Source organism: Mucilaginibacter flavidus, assembly GCF_024055575.1.
Lineage (GTDB): Bacteria > Bacteroidota > Bacteroidia > Sphingobacteriales > Sphingobacteriaceae > Mucilaginibacter > Mucilaginibacter flavidus.
This window is the reverse complement of record NZ_JAMXOE010000004.1, coordinates 83,382-105,044: the sequence shown is the minus strand read 5'-3', so window position 1 is coordinate 105,044 and position 21,663 is coordinate 83,382. Positions and strand designations below refer to the sequence as shown.

17 protein-coding genes are annotated in these 21,663 nt (G+C 48.8%); all 17 read right to left on the bottom strand.

The annotated features are described in order from the left end of the window. Positions 1 to 28: 28 nt before the first annotated feature. The 17 genes from NAF19_RS09650 to NAF19_RS09570 all read right to left on the bottom strand — a co-directional run bounded on the left by NAF19_RS09650 (position 29) and on the right by NAF19_RS09570 (position 21,647). Positions 29 to 1,000, bottom strand: coding sequence for a hypothetical protein (locus NAF19_RS09650; RefSeq protein ID WP_252789838.1), 972 nt, complete (start codon positions 998 to 1,000; stop codon positions 29 to 31). Positions 1,001 to 1,035: 35 nt separating this feature from the next. Continuing rightward, complete coding sequence (locus NAF19_RS09645) at positions 1,036 to 4,515, bottom strand: DUF6519 domain-containing protein (protein WP_252789837.1); 3,480 nt, start codon at positions 4,513 to 4,515, stop codon at positions 1,036 to 1,038. Between the two features lie 122 nt (positions 4,516 to 4,637). After that, positions 4,638 to 6,803, bottom strand: coding sequence for a phage tail protein (locus NAF19_RS09640; RefSeq protein WP_252789836.1), 2,166 nt, complete (start codon positions 6,801 to 6,803; stop codon positions 4,638 to 4,640). Continuing rightward, on the bottom strand, positions 6,800 to 9,475 hold the full coding sequence (locus tag NAF19_RS09635; RefSeq protein WP_252789835.1) for a baseplate J/gp47 family protein: 2,676 nt from the start codon (positions 9,473 to 9,475) through the stop codon (positions 6,800 to 6,802). The genes NAF19_RS09640 and NAF19_RS09635 overlap by 4 nt, the downstream gene beginning before the upstream one ends. Next, on the bottom strand, positions 9,472 to 12,057 hold the full coding sequence (locus NAF19_RS30735; protein ID WP_252789834.1) for a putative baseplate assembly protein: 2,586 nt from the start codon (positions 12,055 to 12,057) through the stop codon (positions 9,472 to 9,474). Before NAF19_RS30735 ends, NAF19_RS09635 begins: the two co-directional genes overlap by 4 nt. A gap of 11 nt (positions 12,058 to 12,068) precedes the next feature. Then, positions 12,069 to 12,419 carry a GPW/gp25 family protein gene (locus NAF19_RS09625; protein WP_252789833.1) on the bottom strand — a complete coding sequence of 117 codons (351 nt, stop codon included), beginning with the start codon at positions 12,417 to 12,419 and terminating at the stop codon, positions 12,069 to 12,071. Between the two features lie 100 nt (positions 12,420 to 12,519). Continuing rightward, positions 12,520 to 12,840, bottom strand: coding sequence for a DUF4280 domain-containing protein (locus NAF19_RS09620; RefSeq protein ID WP_252789832.1), 321 nt, complete (start codon positions 12,838 to 12,840; stop codon positions 12,520 to 12,522). A 162-nt stretch (positions 12,841 to 13,002) separates the two neighbouring features. After that, positions 13,003 to 13,524 (bottom strand): phage baseplate assembly protein V, encoded by a 522-nt coding sequence (locus tag NAF19_RS09615; protein WP_252789831.1) that lies wholly within the window; start codon positions 13,522 to 13,524, stop codon positions 13,003 to 13,005. Beyond that, positions 13,521 to 14,645 (bottom strand): hypothetical protein, encoded by a 1,125-nt coding sequence (locus NAF19_RS09610; RefSeq protein WP_252789830.1) that lies wholly within the window; start codon positions 14,643 to 14,645, stop codon positions 13,521 to 13,523. Before NAF19_RS09610 ends, NAF19_RS09615 begins: the two co-directional genes overlap by 4 nt. Before the next feature lie 5 nt (positions 14,646 to 14,650). Beyond that, positions 14,651 to 15,013 (bottom strand): LysM peptidoglycan-binding domain-containing protein, encoded by a 363-nt coding sequence (locus NAF19_RS09605; protein WP_252789829.1) that lies wholly within the window; start codon positions 15,011 to 15,013, stop codon positions 14,651 to 14,653. Positions 15,014 to 15,099: 86 nt separating this feature from the next. Next, a complete protein-coding gene (locus tag NAF19_RS09600) occupies positions 15,100 to 15,774 on the bottom strand; it encodes a hypothetical protein (RefSeq protein WP_252789828.1) in 675 nt (224 codons plus the stop codon). 48 nt (positions 15,775 to 15,822) lie between these two features. Next, entirely contained in the window at positions 15,823 to 16,092 is a 270-nt protein-coding gene (locus tag NAF19_RS09595) for a hypothetical protein (RefSeq protein WP_252789827.1), read from the bottom strand. Further along, positions 16,089 to 18,089: an ATP-binding protein gene (locus NAF19_RS09590; RefSeq protein WP_252789826.1), complete on the bottom strand. Its 2,001-nt coding sequence runs from the start codon at positions 18,087 to 18,089 to the stop codon at positions 16,089 to 16,091. Before NAF19_RS09590 ends, NAF19_RS09595 begins: the two co-directional genes overlap by 4 nt. A 22-nt stretch (positions 18,090 to 18,111) precedes the next feature. Beyond that, positions 18,112 to 19,449, bottom strand: a complete 1,338-nt coding sequence (locus NAF19_RS09585; protein WP_252789825.1) for a Pvc16 family protein — start codon at positions 19,447 to 19,449, stop codon at positions 18,112 to 18,114. Further along, positions 19,446 to 20,330 (bottom strand): hypothetical protein, encoded by an 885-nt coding sequence (locus tag NAF19_RS09580; protein WP_252789824.1) that lies wholly within the window; start codon positions 20,328 to 20,330, stop codon positions 19,446 to 19,448. The genes NAF19_RS09585 and NAF19_RS09580 overlap by 4 nt, the downstream gene beginning before the upstream one ends. Before the next feature lie 35 nt (positions 20,331 to 20,365). Next, positions 20,366 to 21,103 carry a T4 family baseplate hub assembly chaperone gene (locus tag NAF19_RS09575; protein ID WP_252789823.1) on the bottom strand — a complete coding sequence of 246 codons (738 nt, stop codon included), beginning with the start codon at positions 21,101 to 21,103 and terminating at the stop codon, positions 20,366 to 20,368. A 16-nt stretch (positions 21,104 to 21,119) separates the two neighbouring features. Continuing rightward, a complete protein-coding gene (locus tag NAF19_RS09570; protein WP_252789822.1) occupies positions 21,120 to 21,647 on the bottom strand; it encodes a phage tail protein in 528 nt (175 codons plus the stop codon). Positions 21,648 to 21,663 lie beyond the last annotated feature (16 nt).

Sequence of the window (21,663 nt, the reverse complement as noted above, 5' to 3'; positions counted from 1 at the left end):
GATACAAGTGGTAATTTTGTTTCCAGGGCTACTTATTGAATTTGGCATTAAACATTTCTTTAATTGACGCCTGCTCCTTGCGTACAGCCTCGAGCTGTGCGGTCAAGTCGGCAATATGCTTGTCCTTCGCGGCCGCATCGTTTTGGGTAGTGGTTAGTTGTTCCTGCAGCTTCGCTATGTCGGCAGAATGGTCTATTGTTGCAGTTGCCGCCGGAGCAGCTGAGGCGGGTGCCGTTGCAGTAGTATCAGTTACCACTGAATAATATTTTACCACGCCATTTTCCTGGTAAAGTTTAACAGATTCTCCCGGCGCCAGTACAGGGTTAATGCCACTTACCGATTGCAATAAGTCTTTATTCAAACCAGGATTGTAATCTACAACCTGGTATGGAATATTTTGATCGGTAAGAGTTTGCCCGGCTGCCGCCACATTCGTATTAACCACGCTGTTGGCCGGCACCGATACCTTCAGTGGAGTCAGGTTAATTTTTGATATCGCACTCATAACCGAATCACCCAAAACACCAAACGAGGTACCCACCTGGCTTTTTACCTGGGTCATTACTCCGGTGAAGTCCGACTGTGTTAAAAACACGGCTGCTTTCCTCATTTGTAAAGTATTCACGCGGTCTTTTCCTATGGGCTGTACGGCTTCACGGCGTATTTTAATGGTAACATCCTCCTGTGTGCTGCCATTCCATACCACGTAATCAGCAGTACTGGTTAGCAGTGTTTTACCATCCACATCATACACATTAAAAAAAAGATCAGGCGTTAGGCCACGGGCCAGGTTGGGGTCGGTCAGCGCCATATTGAACCTGCCATTTTCATCGGTTTTGGCTGTCCCGAGTATACCTTGATCCAATACATCTCCCGCAATTAGTGTTGCGCCGGTTGCAGCGTTTTCCAGGGCTGTAACTAACAGTCCTGCCATCCCTGTTTTTTCCACGCTATCAACCACCTGCCCGGTTACTGTTATATTGCTTATGTTAGTATCCATCTTTTCTACTGTTTAAATTTAAATCAATAATCAGGTCAAATTTTATTTTTGATAGTCATGCAACAAAATTTGGTAAGCGCTTCCTTCATAGCCAGTAATATTGGCACGGTCGAGAGCCAATGCCCTACCGTACGGAAGGTTTTTACATACTTGCGCTTACGGAAATTGCATATCTTGAATACCTTGTTTGTGTCAATATGCACCACGCCCAGGTAAACTTTATCATCAGGGCCGCAAGTTGGGCAATCAATAAGGAATTGGTCGCAGAAGGCATCCTTCAGGAATTCCAGCAAATGGGTAAATATCTGCTTGTACGCTTCATCCATACCTTTTTTGTAATTCGCAATATCCGCAGGCGGATAATTGGTGAAGTCAGGCGGATTGGCGAGGCTATAAACTTTTTCAAAATCAATCAAAGTAATTGTATTACCTACTGAATTTAAAACGTATCCCCTGCTGTTGTCGGCGCTTACGGCCACCACACTCGGGAATATCTGAACCGGGATACTTGCTTTGTCAAACTTAATATCACCGCCGTTCCTAAGACTGTCAAGCGGCACCCTCGGCATCCAACTGTTATCGCTATACAATACCAGCATTTGGTCGTTAAAACCGGCGAGGTGCATTGTGTCACTTGGCTGAGGAATCTCCTGGCTCGGATCAGCTGGAAACTTACTTATAGTAAACGCACCATTGTTCTCCGTCATTAAACTCCCCATAACCCTGATATTGGGCGATACAGTCTTATCAGTACCCGTTATGTACAAAACGCCTTTATAAAAAATAATATCATCGCTAAACTCTGTCCCTGTAAAAGCAATTGAAGGACCGTTTTCGCTATTTTTAGTGGGAAAGTAAATAAACAGTTGTACTGCAACAAAATCAAAGGTGGTATTCGGGGCTCCGTTGGTAAATGCAAATATCAACCCTTCGCCATCTACATTTATGGCAAAGGAGCCTGTTGCATTCAATGGGTTAACTGATATCATCTTTGTGGAAAAATTTGGAGTTCCAATCCCCGATATTTCGAAAATCCCTGTACCAACAACAGAACCATAAAGCACGCCCGGGCTTATGCCGAGCTTCTTTGCCTCATCAGGAGTTAATGGTGCAAATGTTATACGCCCGTATAACGCATTTGTAACCGGCGAACTTTCACTCCATTTATCGGTGGCAACATCAAGGGTGGCGAAATAGCTGTCTTTATTCAGTGTACCAACTGCTACCAGTTGTTTACCATCCGGCGACATAGCAATATCAACCAGCACAATGTGCGAATCGCCGGGAAAAACCAGCAGCTTTACCAGTTCCTCTGTTTTCAGGTCGTATTTGCTGATAGTGTTGTTTGCAACCGATGAGGTGTATGCAAATTTTCCATCCGGAGTTAGCTGCATACGCCCGTGGAAATTATAGGGCCCGCCATAAATGGTTTTCAGGCCGGGATCGATCTTGTAATCCGGAAAATCGGCGTCACCATCAAATTCACCGCAAAAAGTATCGCTGCCGAGTAATTTCCGCAGATCGTTAAACAAACACCATAATAACATGTCGTCGTTGTTGGCATTGGCACAGTTTTGCTGGTTGCGTGTGCCTTGGATGCCCGATAGAAACGAGAAAGTACCCGTATCTGCATTTATAAACTGGAATAAAAGATTTATTACCGCACTTAAGCGACGCTGGCCAACCGGCACGGGCACAACCCGATCTACCGGCCCAATCTGGGTTTGCAAAAATGTCAGCACCTTACCTATCGAATCATCAAAAAAGTCTTTCAGTAAAGATCCTTCAAGTATTTCTTCCCAAATAGTTTTCTCTACATATTTTTCAACCGATATAACAGGCTGGCCTGCTACCAGGCTAAGACTAAGCGCTACATCGCCTGTGCCTGTGTTATCCAGTAAGTTGTTGTTGATAGCGTTCTGAACAACAGCATATGGCTGCCCGACGCCGCCGTTCACTTTTATAACGTTGCCGCTGCAATCGAGCGCATAACCACTCTGTACGGTAACAAACTGGCGGTTATAGCCGCATACTACTTTAAGTCCGCACACTACGCCGTAGCCATGCAAAAACTTATTATGGTCGCGAATTTCGTTGGCGGCGCACAGCAAGTCGATTGCCTCCTGCACGTTATCTGCGCCGGACAAGTTGCAAACAGTGTCGTCGAACTGGATATCGCTGGCGGTAAGCTCCGTGAGCGCCGGGAATGGTTTGCGGCAATCGTTAATAATAATGGTGCCATTTTGCACCTGGATTAACGCAAGGCGGCAATAATGATGATGCGTGCCCACCGGGTGCTGCGGCTCAGGGCTTGCACCGGGCGATGAATATGGTGGCCACTCGATGTCGCCGGTAGCGGTGCGGGCGGGTATCAGCCAGTAGTCGCCTGCGTTATATGTGCCTACACTAAAGTTTACCTGGATACCGTCTTCCAGTTCAATCCATCCGCCGCCCGACATATCCAGTCCGTTTGCGGTGGCTGATGTTGTCTGGTCCCAGCGGCGTAATTTCAAACCCGATTTTCCGCTGTACTGGGCAACCGAAGTATTCACAGTTATCGTCAATTCACCGGGGTCAACCAGTTGGATATTCAACAAAGGATTCGGGATGCTTTGTAATGTCGACTCGTCGTCAACAATCTCTACCCATTGCCCCAGCCCAAATCCCAGCTCTTTGTCTTTACCCAGATCTGCTACGGTGATTATGCTATTATCTATGTTTTGGATTAATGTTTCAACCGTCGCGTTGTCCCTCGACCATTTAAATGTTGCCGAAGCCAGCGGACCGCCCTTTTGTACCTCAACGCGGTACAACTGGTTCTCCAACCGGCGGTAACCCGATGATGGTGGCAACTGGCAGGGGTTTTGGCCCTGAACAGTAATTGTTTTAGCGTTCAATTTGCCGGTGGCTTTGGCTGTTAGCTTGTCCCATTCGGTAAACGATGTTTTACAATCCGGGTTTACCGCTGATGGTGGTGTTACTTGCAATAACTTCACCTGCCACACATTTTGCATGCGGGTAGTGGTATCGGCTTCGCCAAGGGCAACTTCGTGAATGTGCGGGTCATCGTGAAAATTTATCTCGCGCTGCCAGGCATCCAGGTAAGCTATGTAGTCTCCGTCTTTAAGGCCGGCGAACGGCGGGCTTGCCGGGCTTTCGGGCGGGCTTTCACCGAGGTTAAAGAACGAACCATCAGGCGCCGGGTAAAAAGGCTGGTTAAAGTAGGTGGCGCCCGTAGCCTTGTGCAGGTCGAATAAAAGGCCATCTACATAAATGCGGCCCGGCGAAATAGTGAGGTCGTTACCGCCGGCGGTAACCCCTATTGCGAAACCGCCGCCCTTTTTGGGTACACCCGATGAGCCTATTACATCGCGGGTTGTTACCCGTGCTATTTCCTGCTGAATCTCCCATTGCTCGTTCCAATCGGCATCAAGTTGCACGCGGCCCTGCTGCATAAGCACGCCGCTATAGTTTTTTTCGCGGTTAAACGTTTTCCGTGAATAATCTCCAGCCATAATATGTGTAGTTTATTGTGATTTGATTATGAACCATAGTAGTCATGAAGCGCGAAGCTAAAGTCCTCTCCTTTGGAGAGGATTTAGGTGAGGCGACTACCATCAATTAATGAACAGTTTCATTATGAACCATAAAAAATGCCCGCTTCCATACTGAAGCGGAGATATTCATCAAGCCTGGCGCGCAAGTTTGATACGCGCTGCGGCTGGTATAAGCTGTGGAATGCGCCCATCTCGGCGGCGTCATCGGCACCTTCTTTTATCTCGCAGGGGCATATTGCATGTAACTGGCAATAGCCGGGGTCGCCATAGTTTAACGAAGTAAACAGGGGCTGAACGCGCACCTTATCGCCGGCTGTAGCAGGCTGGCAATTATAAGGCTTGGGAATAATAGAGCCCGGCGGGAAATACGAAAACCGCGCACAGCCCTGTTGCAGTCGCTCGGCCAAAACCGCGGCTGGCCAGGTATCATTTTTTAATAAAGCCGCAAAAAATATACTGTCCGATGCGTTCATTACCATAGTATACACTTTGCCGATAACCGTTGTATTAGTTACCGAAAGCGATGCGCCTGCGTCCTGGCCCGACAAATCGGAAAATGCTACTTCAGTTTTGCCAATGGCATCAACAATGCTGTTTGTTATGGTGATGTTCGCGCCATCTACCGACCGTATACGGCCAATAATGCTTTTATCAACCTGCACGTTCAGTCCCGGCAATTCAACAACGAGGCGGGGAATAGACGGGGCCGCTGTTACAGTACCTATTGCAGGCGTTGCGCCCGGCACAAGCGTGCAATGCTGTATTTGAAAGCCTGATAATTTATTAGGCTGATTGCCGCTATCGATTAAAGGTACGTGCATGTACCCACCGCTTATCAGCAAACCGTTCAATATAAAGTCCGAAGAATCGCCCCCGGTAATCTCTATGCCGCCGCTTGCTACCAAAACCGGCCGGCATTCATCAGCTGCCCGAAGTTCTATCTTTTTATTCGCGGGCACTTTTATTACCGGGGTTTCAAAGTAATAATCGTTGTACTCAACCTCAACTACGCCCCCCGAAACTGATAATGCATCAATAGCCTGTTGTATGGTTGGCTTGTCGGTAGGTACCCGGAGTAAAGGAAGCAGGCCAGTGGTAAACGTGTCCTGGCGTCCGTACTCGCCGCCACCCATGTTGGCGGTGAAGCCATAGTGATAACTCACCTTTACCGGCTGCGACGGCGCCGATGCAAACGCCACCCTGCCCAAAACCGGGTCGATGGCTGTTTTACTAGCCGGCATATTGTACCAGCCGATTACGTTGCCGTTGATATCTTTTTCATCGCCAAGGTCGCAAATTGAAATTGTAGCCGGGTCGACAATATTATTGCCTACCTGTACCGAAAGGCTAAGCCCTTTTCCGTAATAGGTGGTCATTTCCTTATGTAAAATCCGGCGTGCCAGGGGTATAGGCACGTTAACCGGTTTTGCTAAATGGGTGATCGTTTCTTCCGCTTCGGGCAGGTTGTATAGAGGGGTGTCTTTGCCAAGCGCATCAAACTGGTAGCGCAGGCTGTCGATCTTATAAGGTGTTGCCAGCGTTAGCGGGTGGCTGCCAATCCTCCAAAGAAATATGCCCAGGTTCGGAATATTGTATTTACCCCGTTTACGTTCAATACGCCTTACATCTGCCGTGTGCGGAATGGTATCAAATGGTGTATTTATGTAGAGTAACGATTTCCAGTCGCGCAGGTTAGCAATCGCAACGTTTGATGGACGCAGATGGTTCATGTATTGGGTAGTGGCCAATAACAGGAAGTATTCAACCACGCTGGCATTCCATTCGGTAACATCGCGGGCAAGCTGTTCAACTACCGATGCTGTCCCTTTACGCCTGCGGTAACCGATAGTGTTGGCAACAACAGGTCGCTGGCTAAATTCAGCATCCGAAATGGACAATAAACCGCGTGTACCTATCAGGTCGCCGATGTAAGGGACAACCCATTCGGCGCAGGTTTCTATAAATTGGTCGTCGTATAATTGCTCCAGGTTTTCATCCAGCACATCCAACTGCCCGGCAATTACAGCAAGCAAAGCTTTTAAAGGCCCACGTTGCTGCTCGTCAATTTCCCGGCGGATATCTGCTGCCTGCTGACCATATTGGTCGGCAAGCCCGTTTAACTGTATTTGCAGCTCACCGATATACTTCGCAACACTCTGGTTTACCGTGTTTTTCCCTGTCTCTATATCGCGCAGGCGATAGATGGATGGAAGCAGTTCGTATAATTTTTCCAGGTTAAAGCTCATGACGGGATTACATTAAATTTTAAAGAGCCGGCATCGATAGTTAATAATTCAGCAGGCGATGCCGAGTTTGCACCCGGTATGGGCACATTGGCATCAAGCCGCTGCTGTACCGGTGTGGCCACTGGGTCGGAAGAAAGCCTGAATGCAGTCAAATCAGCAGCCACAACGCCTTTTATATCCTGTATCACTGCAACTACCTCGCTATATGCCACCGACTGCCCGAAACTGCGTTTGCTGAACGAGAAATTATCCAGCAGGGCCGCTTCCACATCAGCTATTACATCAGCTGGCAGATATATTGGGTCTAATATCAAATTTCCTTCAATCACAAAAAACTTAGGTTGAAACGAAACGACGGTCAAAGGAACATCCGGATCGCCGACGTTCCATATAGCAGATTTTAGATTTTTAGTGCCGTTGGCATCAATCAATGCGCCATTTACACCTGCCACGGTTAAAAAAACGCAGCGTTTTTGCGCGCTCCAGGTCCAGGTAGCCAGCGCCTTGCCGATCCCTGCAAAGGCGCGGGAAAAATCTTCATAGTCTTTAAGCGACACTACCCTGTCCAGCGTCATTATCGGTAGCGTGGCATTTCCACGGGCGTCCTTAATGGTTTCGGGGTCGGCGGCGCCATTGGCTGCAATCGGGTTGTTTACCGATTTAACCCCGGCCGGCGCGTTTAGCATTTGAGTTAGCTGGTTTGCGTTAACCAGGCCGTCAAGCCCTATCCCTTTGCGGTATGTCGCCTTTATATTACTTATGCCCGATGGCAGGCGCGATCCGGTAATGCCATCGCCAAAAATTACGGTGGTATTGCCGGCATCGTCCATGCGGGTTATATAAATTTTTTCGTCGGGGCCGTGCAAGTAAAAATAAGGCGCCTCTTTCCACAATAAATCATTAACTCTTATTTCGAGCGTAGTGGCTATGCCGTTTGCACTTTCCGAACTGGTATAGGTTAACGGTGGCTGTTTTAAAGTGAATTGCTGGAACACCTGGGTAGCATCGCCGCTGCCCAGCGTTTCCAAAACCGATTCGCCGTGCGTTGCGGCAGCCACGTTTGCGTTTATGGTTACCGAGTTAATGGTATATGAATACGCTAATGAATTAACAAAAACCAGTTTGGTCAAGCCCTGCTCAATGGTTACTTTTTTTAGGGTGATCAGTTCGCTGGCAACAGTGCCGGGTAGGTCGTCCCTGTTACCCGCCAATATTGCGTTTTGACCGATGCTTAATTCGGGCAGGAAGCTACCGAGGGTAACATGGTTGCCTGCAATGGCATCCGTTATTGGCACATCGGCCAAAGTAAGCTGTTCGCTTTGGGCATAAACTGTAATCTGGCGGATAACATTGATAAGGACCGGGCTGTTTGAGTCCGGCGTCCACCACTGAAGGGCGCTGGCAAGTGTTAAGGCTGTAGTCTTGGCACTTAAACCATAATCACTTCGCGAGGCAACATTTGCTTGCTTAACCTGGGCCAAAGCAGCCGATTCAATTGCATTGCCAGGTTGTTGTACAGCGATGAAGCTTCCGGGCAATATTTTGTCGTAAGCGGTATCTAAATAGATGGTGCTTGTCGTTTCTTTAAGTTCCCACTCCTGCCACAGGCTTGGCACCTTCGGGTGATTTCCATCATACGTAACCTGTAACGGCGCGTTGTAGCCAAATATGAAAGCCCGCTGGCGCATTACAAAAACCTGTGTATCGTTAGCCGATGGTTGTGATAAAACATTCGCTATTCCCAGTGCCAAATCATTCATCGACCATTTTTGCATACCCACCACGGTGAGCAGGTCTTCGGCTGTCCAGATTGACGCTATAATTTGTTTTATAACCGCTTCGGTAAGGGCAGTATTTGCCGGAAAGGTGTTTATCTTGCCAATCCCGACGCTGGTTGCTGCAATAGTTCCTACATCGCTGCCCGCAGGCGATTGTGCCGCCAGGGTAACCAGCGTGGTATTTGCCTTGGGGTCGGCTATTGCTGATAGTACTTTTCTTATTTTACTTGCCGCGCTGCTTTTTATTAACAGGGTGTCGCCAGGGTTTAGCACGGTTGCTATGCCGCTTAAAAGTATGGTATTACTGTCGGTGCCGAGGACTTGTTTCCTGGTGAGCTGCGGCATTATGGCGTTCCATTCCACGCGGGCCTCAACATCTTCAACTGTTTCAAAGGTTTGCGCCTGCTCGCCTGGGGAGGGTACGCTTTGTACTTTTGTGCCTGTGTTAACCTGCACAACCGGCATCCGGGCGATAGCTGCCTGACCTGGTACCGGTAACGATGAATTGATGATGAAACTTAAGTAAGTTCCCGCCGCCAGCCCTGGTTGAAATTCGTAGCCAATCAGCCTTGCCAGTTCCAGTACCGACATCCTTTCAGTAGCAGTTCTCAGGTACGATTCATTGGCGATTCTTTCCTGGTAAAAGGTAAGTATATCGGCCACCATTGCCCATGCATCCAGCAGCGCAATACCAAAATCGTCGTTGTTGCGGGTTGTTAAAGGATAAAGCGCCGGCTGTTTGGAGGTAGACAATTGGGCCAGCATGCTTTCTTTAAACAAAGGCTGGGTGCCCACGCGGTAAGCTACTGCGTTCAGGCCGGGGCGGTTAGTTACCACTCCCGGTGTTTCGGTTGTTAGCCCTTCACAACAATTGCAGGTATTTGAATTACTCATTTTCCACCGTTCATAGTCAGTTTAAAAATACCCCGGTCGGGGAAGTTAGGGTCATTATCCAGGCGTGCAATTTCAAGCCTGTTGAGCTCCAGCTTGCCATCGGGTATACCGTTGCTGGTAACATCATCCTGCCGCCTGAAGGTCGTGATCTGTACAAAGTCGACGCCCGGTACATCCTGCGCGGCAGCGTATAGCGGGCTCAGGTATACCGTTTGCCCGAATGAAAAATTATCAGGAAAAAACACGCCGGTTTTTCCGTTCGACAGCTTGCGGTTACTGAACAAGTTCAGCAAGGCGGCTTTAACATCGTTGGCAAAATAGCCGGCGGTAACACAAACCGTCATATTTATTTCGAGCGATACATATACCGGCCCATCAACATCCAAATCCATCCCCGCCATGCGGTAAGGCTCCAGGCTGCTCAGTAAACCGGTTTTAAATTCGTCGTCCACTTTTAATACTGGCGTTGGGTCAACGCTTACAAAGGCCGTCCGCCAGCTTCCGGTCCACCTGAAGGTGCAAACAGCTTCCTGTATGTTCGGGTTAGATTTTTCTGCAAAACTGGCATAGTCGTCGGCCGTAACCGCCCGCTCCTGCGTGCGGAAAGCTTGCGGTGCATTTTGCCTGGCCTGCTCTATGCTCTCGGGCTCAACGCCGCCATGTGCGGGCATTGGATTCGCTACAGCATGTACGTGGGTTAAAACAGCCGTATCACGGGTGACTAAGTAAGCCAACGAGTTTGCCCCAACATTACCCATAGCGCCATTGCCTATGCGATAATTAGCTACAAACTCGCTGCCAGTTATTGGCCGCATCCCCTGCAAATCGTTACCAAAACGCAGGAAGGTTGAACCGTCTGATTCCACTTCGGCCACAAAACCAGGTGTATCGCCATTGATGTATAAAAGATCGCGTAATGGGTGCCAGGTAACACCACCGTGTACAGCCGGATCATATTGGGTAAGGGTGATAGCAGGGATAACATCCTTGAGAGCCCATTGCATACAAGCCGTAGCCGATGTAACAGCAGCCTTCACATCGAATGGTGCAGCCTGGGTTAAAGGCCCCCTTGCCAATTGCGGGCGAAAACGCGGCGGGGTATGCACCACTACCGGCTGCTCGCAATGGCTGCCGCATGAACCGGCAAGCGAATCGAGCGCCGGGTTTGCTTCGGGCACCATCGATGGTATCAGTGAACTCGTATTTGTGTCGGTTATGGTTAGGCCATAATCGGTAAGCACAATGTTACCAAGCACTACGCTGGTGTTGTTATATGAATTGGTGCCATTGCGCGATGATATGCATAAAGGCGCAGGCAATGCATCAGCATTGCTCCAGGTTATTTCGGTAACGTCCAGTCCGGGGTCAGCCGGTGAAGCAATATTGCCGTAAAGCGGGTCGTGCGACAGGGTTACCGATGTTAAACAAACTGCGTAGCAATGCGATGGGTCTGCATCCTCCGCGGCGCCGGTTTGTGGCCCGGCTATCTCTTTCAAAATAACAACCTGGCCGGGTTTAAGGTTCGGGAAGCTCCCGTTAAGCGTTGCACTTGTGGCTCCTTTTGGAAGGCAGCATTCCGAATCGCCCCAGGTGTAAAACTCAATTTGATTGTGATCAGTGTACAGGGTAACATCCTGCATCAGCTCAAAAACCTGTGCGCCCGCATTTATTGCAGATTGATATTCCTGTGAATCAGGATTGAACACCGAGGTATCATTAGGCAAAGTTTTAACGCGCGAAAGAATACTGGTAGCAAAGCCGTTGTTCTGTCTGTTTAGCTGCAACCCAAAAACCCCATCACCAACCTTTACCTGTACCCAGGTACGCGCATTGCAGCCGTCGCTCATAAAGTAATCAACGAGGCGCACATGCCGCCTTACCGATACACGCCGGCGGGCAGTGCCAAGGTACGCTTCGGTAGCTATTGCATCCTGTTTGTAGCTCAAGTAATCGCCGGTATATGCTAACAATTCAACCAGCGCAACGCCCAGATCGGCAGGGTGCCTTTCGGTCCAACTGGGCAGCAGCAGGGCCATCCTGTCGAGCATCAGTTGCCTGAAACTGGCATAGTCTTTAGCCAGGTAATTAATGGACGGTACGGGCGGCTGCTCTTCTTCGCAATCGCAACCGGGTTTGCAGTCAAAATCACTGGTGCATAACACCTTGAACGAGAAATCGACAGCAGACAACACCGGATCGAAACCTGCTGGCGGCAACAAATGTTCCGCATCCTGCACAAGTTTTAAAGTATAGGTTGAAAAGTCCCCGGCTGCGTTAACTTTTACGGCAATAATATTTTTGCTGTAGTCGCCCGGTGGCGAGAACGGCGTATCGGCAGGCGATACAAAAGTGACTTCGGTAACTTTAACGTGTTGCACGCGGTCGCCGCCGGTAATTATTATGTTTTTAACCTCAAGGCTTCCGGCAGCAACAGGTTTCAGGAAATGAACAAATAACGTAGTCTGCCGCTTGTCAAACGGGTCGGCAGGGTTATCCAGCACTTCCAGGAAATCGATACCGTTTAGGTAAGGATGTGCCTTTACAGCGTCGCGGCGGGAATTGTTACAGCATGAATAATTCACAATTTTATTTGTTAACTTGAGAATTGTGTGATAAAACTCTGTTGGGTACTGCGCACGGTATATGCCACAGTTACCAATATGGTCGAATCCTGGTTTTCAACACTTACATCACTCACGGCTATCAGGTCGCCCAGCCATTGCTGCAATGCGCCCTGCACCATAAATTGCGTGGTTGCAGCCAATTCGCTGCTATTAGGCTGAAAAACAAGCTGCATTAAATTAGTTCCAAACGTTGGCCGGTTAACCCTTTCGCCGGGTATGGTAAACAATACCTCCTCAATTAACTCGCGGATATGGCTGTTATCATCGGTTACGGCTGTGTGGCCGCTGTTATCGAACTGGAAAGGATATTTTATGTTCATATTTTTCGAGTTAGAATCAAGATTTTAGAACCAAGAGTCAAGAGCCAAGAAATCAAGGTGGACAGTTCGACTGCTACTCACCTCTACCTACTCACACCCATTATGTGGCTATCACCCTCACCTGCGTTTGCACTATCATCAACGGTGTTCCGTTTGGAACACATATGGCCTGGCTATCCAGCAATAATACCGGCATCCCCATAACCAGCACCCTTACCGATGCGGTTACCCATTGGGCGGTAACACAGGGCACCGGGGCGCCGGCCACTACAAAGGGGCAACCTGCTACAACATATGGCGCCGGCTGTGTAGTCACCGGCATCCCGGTCACCATTACCCTTGGGGCCGGCGTGGTTGGTTGTGCCTGTCCGCCGTGCGCGCAGAGTACTGTAGCTCCCTGGTGTAAAATTGGTCCCGGCATCAGCAGTTATTTGTATTAGTCATAATTTAATGTTTTGCACCTCGCCCCGCCATCTCCAAAGGAGAGGGTCCAATGGAAGGCGAAGCAGAAGTCCTCTCGGTTGGAGAGAATTTTGGTGGGGTAAAACGCAAGCCTATATGTAAATGATATAAAATCAGCATTTTAAGTGATGGTCAGTGCTCCCTGGTTAACAGTTATGGTTGGCCCCGTCATAATTATGCTGGCGCCTTTTCCGTTTTGGATATAAATTCCTGTATCATTTACTATTATAGACGCCCCTGTTGTGCTCTTGAGCATAATGCCACCCGTAGGCCCCGGCAGGTCACTAATTATCAATGAATTTTGCCCGGCCGTTTGAAACACAATGTTTGGCGATATTGGCAGCCCGGCATACGCCAGCGGCGGTATACTTCCCGAGCTCCCCCACCGGCAGCCCGACCATATCGGGTAATCGGGGTCACCCTGTTCAAATTCAACCCATACGGGTGTGCCAGGTGGCGGCACCATGTATGCACCCATTGGCGGCCCGGTTGGCCCGGCAAGGGGCACACAGGGCTCGGCCCAGGTCGAGGGTATAAGGCTTAGCACGTCGGGCACTTCCAGGGTAACACGTCCCCTAAACTCGGGATCCACGTTTACCAATATTGTGCCCCTGTATTTGCCATAATATTTTTGGTCGCTCATGGTAGTACTAATGGTGTATTTGAAATCAACCCATCGCGCGATAGGGTAAAGTTTTGTTTGTATTCGCCTGGTTTAATATTGTGGGTTACGCTGTCAACATAATACATCCCGTCGTACGCCAGCCCGGCCCCCCTTACCCCAACCATCAGGCGCGACCGCAGCATGTGCTCGTACCGCAAAACATCCAACGAGCCGGTGGCGTTTATGGCTGTCGAGTTGTTCATCATAAAACCAAGTATGGTTTGGGCAGCCTTTGCAGGGCTTACTTTTGAGCCTTCTTTCGATATCTCAATTTTTGCTGGCGGCGTAGGCCGTAAACCCAATGGAGGTTTAAATGCATTTACATTTGGCACCGGGATAGGTATCGGGATTGCCCCGGTAACCGGGTCGAGTATGGTGAAGATGCGTATTTTTTTCGCCTGCCCGTCCAGCGAGAAGCTCATCGATTCGACATTAGTTGCAGAATCCATGTTGATGGTTAAAGCAGGCTGAGGTATCGGCGCATTAACGTCGGGCCCAAAGTATGCGATGCTTTGCCCCGGCAAGGGCCCCGGTTCTACAAAAAATATGTAACCGTTTTGCTGGGCAAGTTGCTTTATATATGCCCTGTCTGTCCCCCGCTGTGTGCGCCACTTGTTGGTAGGAGAGTCAACAATAGGGATAATTGGCGGTATAACCAGCGGTATAATACCCAGGAACGCATATTTTGCCAGTATCAGGTTCAATATAGCTACTTCTGGTAAAACCGGATATGGAATTACAAGGTCCACAATATCCATCGCAAGGCTAAGGTCCTCGCCGGTAATAGTTATTTTTGATTGCCCCGGGTCGTTTGAGGGGGCATATTCCTGGTGAGTTATCAAACCATCCATAATAACATTGGGGATACCATTCAAAGTGACAATTATCATTACCCTGGTAATAATCGGATCAAAATAGCCGGCAGGCAACAAGGTGGTCAACAATAATGAGTTCTTTGCAACCGTAAACGACATCTGAAAACCGCTCCTGTCTTTACTGCTTGTTACCTGCAAACTGCTTAACGAATCGACCAGTTCTTTGGGCGCCGGTACGGGCACCCCCGGCCCAATCATTAACGATAAGTATATTCCTTTAAGCATCCGTTTTACCTGTTACCTTGTATGCCCTGTGGTAAGGTTATGCGTATTTGCTGTCCTGGTGTATTGGTTAAATCATCAGGATCCATCGCGATGTTGGCGTCGCAAAGCTGCCAGAATAAGGTTGGGTCGTTAATGTATTGACTAGTGATATTGTCCAGCCGTTCGTCTTTAACTACGGTATGATATTGCAGCAAATAAAAACTTGATGCGGGCGGGATAAAGCGCCGGCGCAGGTAGTTAACCGTTCTCCCGTCGGCGGTTTCTATCGTTGCGGTATCAATCGGATAGTAACGGCTGCCTGGGGTAAAATAGCTTATTTTTTGCCCGGTTTGCTGTAAAATTGCCTGTAGTGGGTTTTGGTTTACCATGGGTTGATGATTAGTAATTATTTAAAAAGCCGGGAGTTAGTTTGAACTGGTTTAGTTGACTCTTGGTTCTTGACTCTTGATTCTAACTACGGTATTGATTTTATACCGAGCTGGCTAAGACTGCCACCTGCAAACATACCGGCCAGCGCTTCCTTGTTTTGCTGATAACTCATATAAAGGCTGCTGCCTTTATGATTGTAGTCAAGGTCATCAATATTCAACACCCGCATGCCCAGGCTAACCTTGGCGCGAATGGGATTAAGATTTACATCGAAGGCTTCTTCGGTAACGCTGAAATCGGTAATACGTACAGGCAGAATCCTGTTTTTGTTCCAGATAAACAGTGTAAGCGCTGTTTCCATCGGCGCTATTTCGAGCGTGCCAATGTTGCTAAGCGTATTGTTACTTATAATTTGTGAACTGGACGGGTAAATCATGGTTTCTAAAGCGGCAAGTTGCGATAAGATGCCCGATTTTATCACCGTATCACTGGCATTTTTTACCATTTCGAGCTGGTCGGTTGCATCAATCTCTGCATCGATCTTTATCGTCTCTACCGGTGGCCCCATCAGGCGCAAAGCTTCCGAACGGTGACTGTTGCCGCCGCCAACACCCTGCACCTGCAAAGTACGAGAGATGCTATCGGGGTTATATTGCAGCGTGATTATCCTGATGATACTCGAAGTACCAGGGTCAATCAGCGCTATGCCGCCCTTCAAAATGTTGGGCGAACCCGGAAATGTGCCTATGTTGCTGTTCATATAACGTTTACCTCTTTATCTTGATTCCTGGCTCTTGGTTCTAAATCTTTATCCCACTTGCGTGCGTTGCAATCCTTTAAATACCGAGCCTGCTATTTGGTTGCCGACAGCGTTTGGCCTTACATTTTCTGCAACATTAAACTGGCCTACTGAAAGTTCGCCAAATTCGGCTTCAGCAGATAAAGAAGATGGCAGGCCATGCATTTGCAATAAACGGGTTAGTTCTGCCTGCACGGCCTGGCCTATGCGAAAGGTATCGCCGGGGGCAATTCCGTGTAGTATCAATTCTTCAATATGCAGTTCGATATCGTTATTCATCGTATTGCGCCTATTTCGTTATTATTTAATGGCTTCTCAAGCTTGGTATACTCGCTGTGGGCAGCCCGCGATATGTGCGACATCTGCACCGATCGTCCCTCGTGCGCCGCAATAAATGCTGCGTTCATGGCTATATTGCGGATATTACCGCCGGGGATATTTAGCCTTGATAATCTGCTGATATCGAGGTCGCGGGTTGGCGTGCCTGCCGGGAAAACCCTTTTCCATATTTCGGCCCGCTGGACCGCATCGGGGAACGGGAATTGCACCACAAACCTGATCCTCCGTAAAAATGCCTTATCCATTGATGACCGCATATTGGTAGTCAGTATTGCCAATCCCCGGTATGCCTCCATCCGCTGCAGTAGATAGCTTACTTCAATATTGCCGTAGCGGTCGTGGCTGTCTTTGACTTCGCTGCGTTTGCCAAATAAAGCGTCGGCCTCATCAAACAGCAGCACTGCGCCACCAGCTTCGGCAGCATCAAATATCCTTTTAAGGTTTTTTTCGGTTTCGCCGATGTATTTGTTTACCACCTGGCTCAAATCAATCCTGAATAAATCAAGGTTCAGTGCATTTGCCAGTACTTCGGATGCGAGGGTTTTCCCCGTTCCGCTCTCACCTGTAAAAAGTACGCTGATACCCAGCCCGCGCGGCCCCTTGGTTGCAAAGCCCCATTCATCGTAAACCTTGTTTCGGTTACTTACCTGTGCGGCTACTTCCCGTAAAATGTCCTTTTGGTCAGCTGGCAATACAATATCATCCCAACCAGCCGATGATTCAATACGCTGTGCAAGTTCGTCCACCTGCGGGCGTGTGTGTTTACAGCAGGTTTTCCATAGTTTGTCAGTAAAATCTCCGTCGGCTTGCTCGCCTGTAAATAACTTCGCCTCTGCACCGGCAAGGTTTATAGTTTTTGTACTCAGGTCAAATTGTGATGTAAGTTTTTCCAGTTGCAAATCAGGCTGCTCAACTGGCTTGCCGAGGTTAAATTTCCAAAGCATCAGCTGTTCGGCCGGGAATGGTTTGTTAACATTCGACACCATTACCGGGCGCATCAATTTTGGCGCCCATTGTGATGTGTTTATAAACAACATCCCGCTAACATTTTCAATCAGCCAGCTTATCGCGGTAGCCCGTTCCTTATCAAAAGCGTCCATCGCCGAAAGATCAACCATTAATGCAGCTGATGCCAGGGCAGCGTGCCTGTTCCAAAGCCGTACCCATTCGGCAATTTCCTGCGATTGGTGCGGGATAGAGTGAGCTGATATACTATATAAATCAAGCCCTAAAACGTCACAAACGTGGGTGGCAATGGCTGCTTTGTCAGTAATATTTTCGCCGCCCAACTGCATAACCGGCAACCGCGAAAATTCGGCACGGTTTGAGCAGGCTTCAATAATATTACCGGCCAGCACCAGGTGCGATGGCACCAATTCTGTTTTATCAGTAAGCGGTTCAACTATCCGGCGCAGGCGCTCATCAAGCTGCAATACACCGGTTAGGTAAAACAATATATTTTCATCAAGCTTCAGGTGATTTTTTGTCAGCATCTGCCCGTTGTTGTAGTCAATCAATTCAATTATCCGCCAATAACGCAGCGGCGAATTCGGGGCCAGCGCGCTCCAATGTGCGTCAGGAAATACCGAAAGCGCCATACCGAAAGAAGGCAGCATGGTTGATGCCGAACCCTGCAACCGGTTAACCAGTTTGCCAAAGCCGCCGTCAAGCTCAACCCCGGCACAGGTTAATATTATTTTTTTCTCGAACGATGAAAGGTTTAGCGTGTCAGCAAGCACATCGAGTGTTGCGGGTGCTGGCAGGTTTTCGCGCGCCTCCAACAGTTGCTGTTCAACATTTATTGTCGCGGCTCCCGGCGTTTTCCGCACATCGCCATCCGGCAGCGCGCGCTCCAGCTCTTGTTGCACCATTTTTAATGATGCCATCAGGTAGCGTTGGTTCGCCTCGTTCCAGTTTGTCAATTTGTTGATTGCCATAGTCTGCCTTGCGGCGTGGTGTTTATACTAAAGTGATAAGCGGGGTATTGTATTTACCGTTTGCGTCGGTATGCAATGGGCTTTCGGCTCCATCAATTTGAATGCGCGCCAGGTATTTACCCGGCACTACCCCGCTAATGTGCACTAATATACTGGCAGTAGGTACTGGGGGGCTTGACAGTTCTATAAGCTGCGCTTTAAAACTATACGATAGAGCCGTTGCGCTGCCGGTGCCCCCCGGAAAATATTGATTCAATATTAAAAATATAGTTTGATCGGGGTCGGCAATGGGGCTGACTTTTAATTTAAGGTCGGCCGATAACCTGCCGCCACTATGAACGATACCCGATATGCTAATCAATGCAGTTATTACCGGGCAAAGCGCAAATGTCGCCGGAGCTGAAGTAATACCTTTGTGCTGTGCCGGTGGCGAGCCCATTAATGCGGGATGGCTTACTGTTATTTCGTGAATACCTGCTGGTAAATTGGCGGGCAAAACGAATGATATCCTGGTATCGGTTACGTCAGTTTTATTCGGAATAATTACCAGGTCGTCGATGTTAATATGTACAACATCTGCGTCAAGTTGTTCACCATCGATAATCAAGGTATAGCCTTTCAATATCTTCTGATTCTCAACAACCGGCTGACCAGGTGCCGATTGGGACTGAATGTCATTTATAACGGGGGTTTTAAATGGCTGAACATACAGGTTGCGTTGCTTAACAGGCAAGGCTGTTTTGGTTGATTTTTCGCTCTCTATCAGTACAACTGTTACCCGGTAAGCCGTAGTAGGCCGGTAATTTGTCTGAAACGCAGTCCACAGTTTTGAAATCTCTTCGGTGTTTAATACCTCGGGCACTATTTTAATCATTTCCAGCTGGTCGGCAAGGCCCGAGGTGGATAGCGACCGCAAATTTGGCGGCAGCGTGCCCCCTGTAAAACCGCCGACCGGCGATGTAAGCGATTTACGTATGGCCTCGCGTGGCAGCACCGGGTTTTCGAACAGTAATTGCATGGCATAACCCAATAATATTTCCTGGTGAAGCTCAAACGGGCTGTATGCCGATAGCAGGTAATGCAAATCGAGCGCGAGATATGGATTGGTTATCCGGTCGCCGTTTGCGTTCATCGATGGAAAATTCTGGTTGCGCCAACCCTGGTTTTGCGATACCATGTACATAAACAGGTTCAACTGGCTTTTTTCGTCGGTACCCGAAGTTGGCACCCTGTCGGGCGGGAAAGAAGTTACCGCCACATCGACGCCGGTGGCGCCTGATACATCACGGTCGATAATTCCATTGTTTAACAAATCCTTGAGGACTTGTGTAACCGATGCGATTGCCAGGGCTGAACTCATTGTCCGTTACGTTTATGTTGACTTAAAAAATCGTCGAGCGTAAGCATAGGTTTTTGCGGCTCGCGGCGCTGAACAGGAGCCGGGGCCTGCGGGTGCACTGCCTTAACTTCTATACGCCCGATAGTTACTTTTATAACCGGCTGCGCCGTTTGCCCGAAAGACTTTTGGCCGCCATCGCGCAAATTGCCGTTGCTTAGGTTTGGGGGCGATACAGTATTGATACTATTTTGCACCCCGGTGTTCAGGCTTTTAAAACCGATTGCCGGTTGCACAGGATTATTGACTTGAACGCTCGATGCACCATCGCCCAATCCAATATTTTCGGCGGCCGCGGTGTTTTTTCTTTTACCTGTAAACGAAGCAGTTTCCCTCCTGTTTTCCGGAGCGTCCGGCTCGGGCCACATCAAGCTGCCTTCACTACTTTTTACAGAATTAGCCGGAGAATTTGAGTTGAAATTATGCTGATAAGGCATTGCGGTTTGTTGCTTGCCAGGTAAACCCGGTTCATTCAGAGTTGTGCTTTCCTGGTTGTTGGCGTTCGTGTTAGCGGGTTTAACATTATCTGCAACCGGGGTAACCTCAAACGCAGCCGGCCTTCTAAATGCCGCTTTGGCAGCGCTAAAAGTTACCCGCGAAGGTACTTCTGGTTCGGGATCGGGCTGCTGTCTCATTCCGCTGTCGCGCCGGGTGGTGTTAGCCACAGGGCGGTAGGTTGATGTTTCGGTGTCCGCATCAGGCCCCTTATTTTCATCGGCATTAACACGCTCCGAAAACGTATCAATAGCATTTGCCGGCGCCGGGTTAAAATCCTCATGAAAAGAGTTTTGCTCTGCCTCAAACCGGCCACGTAAACGGGGAACAATATTTGTTTCCGTATGCATGTGCCTGTTTATTAAATTACTTGCAAAACCTTTCATTAGCTTATCATTTCAATATAAAGCTGCCTGCGCCGCGGGCTCATTTTCAATATATCCTGCTCCGACCAATGGAACGATCTGGCCAGCAAATAAACCTCCTGCATAACATGCTTTGCCCAATTGTCAATTTCGGTCCACAAGTACCCCGCGATATCAAAATTTGCCGCCCACTCGTGCATACAAGCAGGGCAGGTCAAAGCCATTTGAATATCTGCTTGCGGGTCCAGTTTTTCCATCTGTTGTTCCAACGCGTCCCAGGTGCTTTCGGGCAATTCGTCTACAGCGATTTCTTCAACTCCTTTATTCGCTGCCATAATACATTCGACAAGCAGTTTTTGAGGATCAGCCGAATACGCCGGGTCGGAGGTAGCCCTGAAAACATCATGACTGTTAGGCAGGCGGAAACTAATATGCGTGCCCTCTACATCCAACTCGAAAATTTGCAGAGGCGTTTGCTGCTGCGGAACCTGGAGCCTAATGCCTTCCAGTTCAGTTGTCCACTCAAGCAATTCGCCGCATTTTGGGCAGTTGGCTTTATTCAACAATCTTGAGCCGAACATCCACTCACGTAGCTGCAGCAGCCGGGCATCGCGTTCGCCTATGCTCCAGTCGGCCACCTGGTTTAGGTCGGGCACACCACAGGCTATGCTCAGCAGTTGCAGCGACCGTTCAGTTAATGTAAAATGTATTCCATCCTCCCAAACCCGGAGCAATTCGATGGAATTGAGGGTACGCATTATTTACCTGTTGATATTAAGCTGCGGGATCGGTATAGCTTGGTTCACTTGGTTCGGTGACTGATGTATCGCGTTCCCAGCCTTCGTTTTCCAATTTAATGTGTTGAATTGCCACGGCATTAGCATTAGCATCCAAATCGGGCAGCGACTGGTATTCAGATACCCAGCAGCGGTGCACATTGTAGGCGATTGCCAGCTGGCCGGCTTCGTTATACATCTCGATCCGTACCTCCTTGCGGAAATCTTTCAGAGATACTTCCGAACCAAGTGCCGAACCATAGTTCCACACTTTATTGGCCCATTGCTCAAAATTAACATCGTGTGTTACACCACGTTCAAGCGTAATTGCGTCATATTCGGTGCGGCCCGGGGATTTGCGGCTGCTGCTCGGGTCGCCGCCTTCGCGGTGTTTAACAACCTCGGTTGTTTTTTTTAGCCCGCCAACTTTGCTTACACCTGCAACGTATTGGTTATCCCACTTAATGCGGAACTTGAAATTTTTGTAAGGATCGAAGCGCTGGGCGTTTACTGTAAATTGTGCCATAGTCTTTTTTATTAGG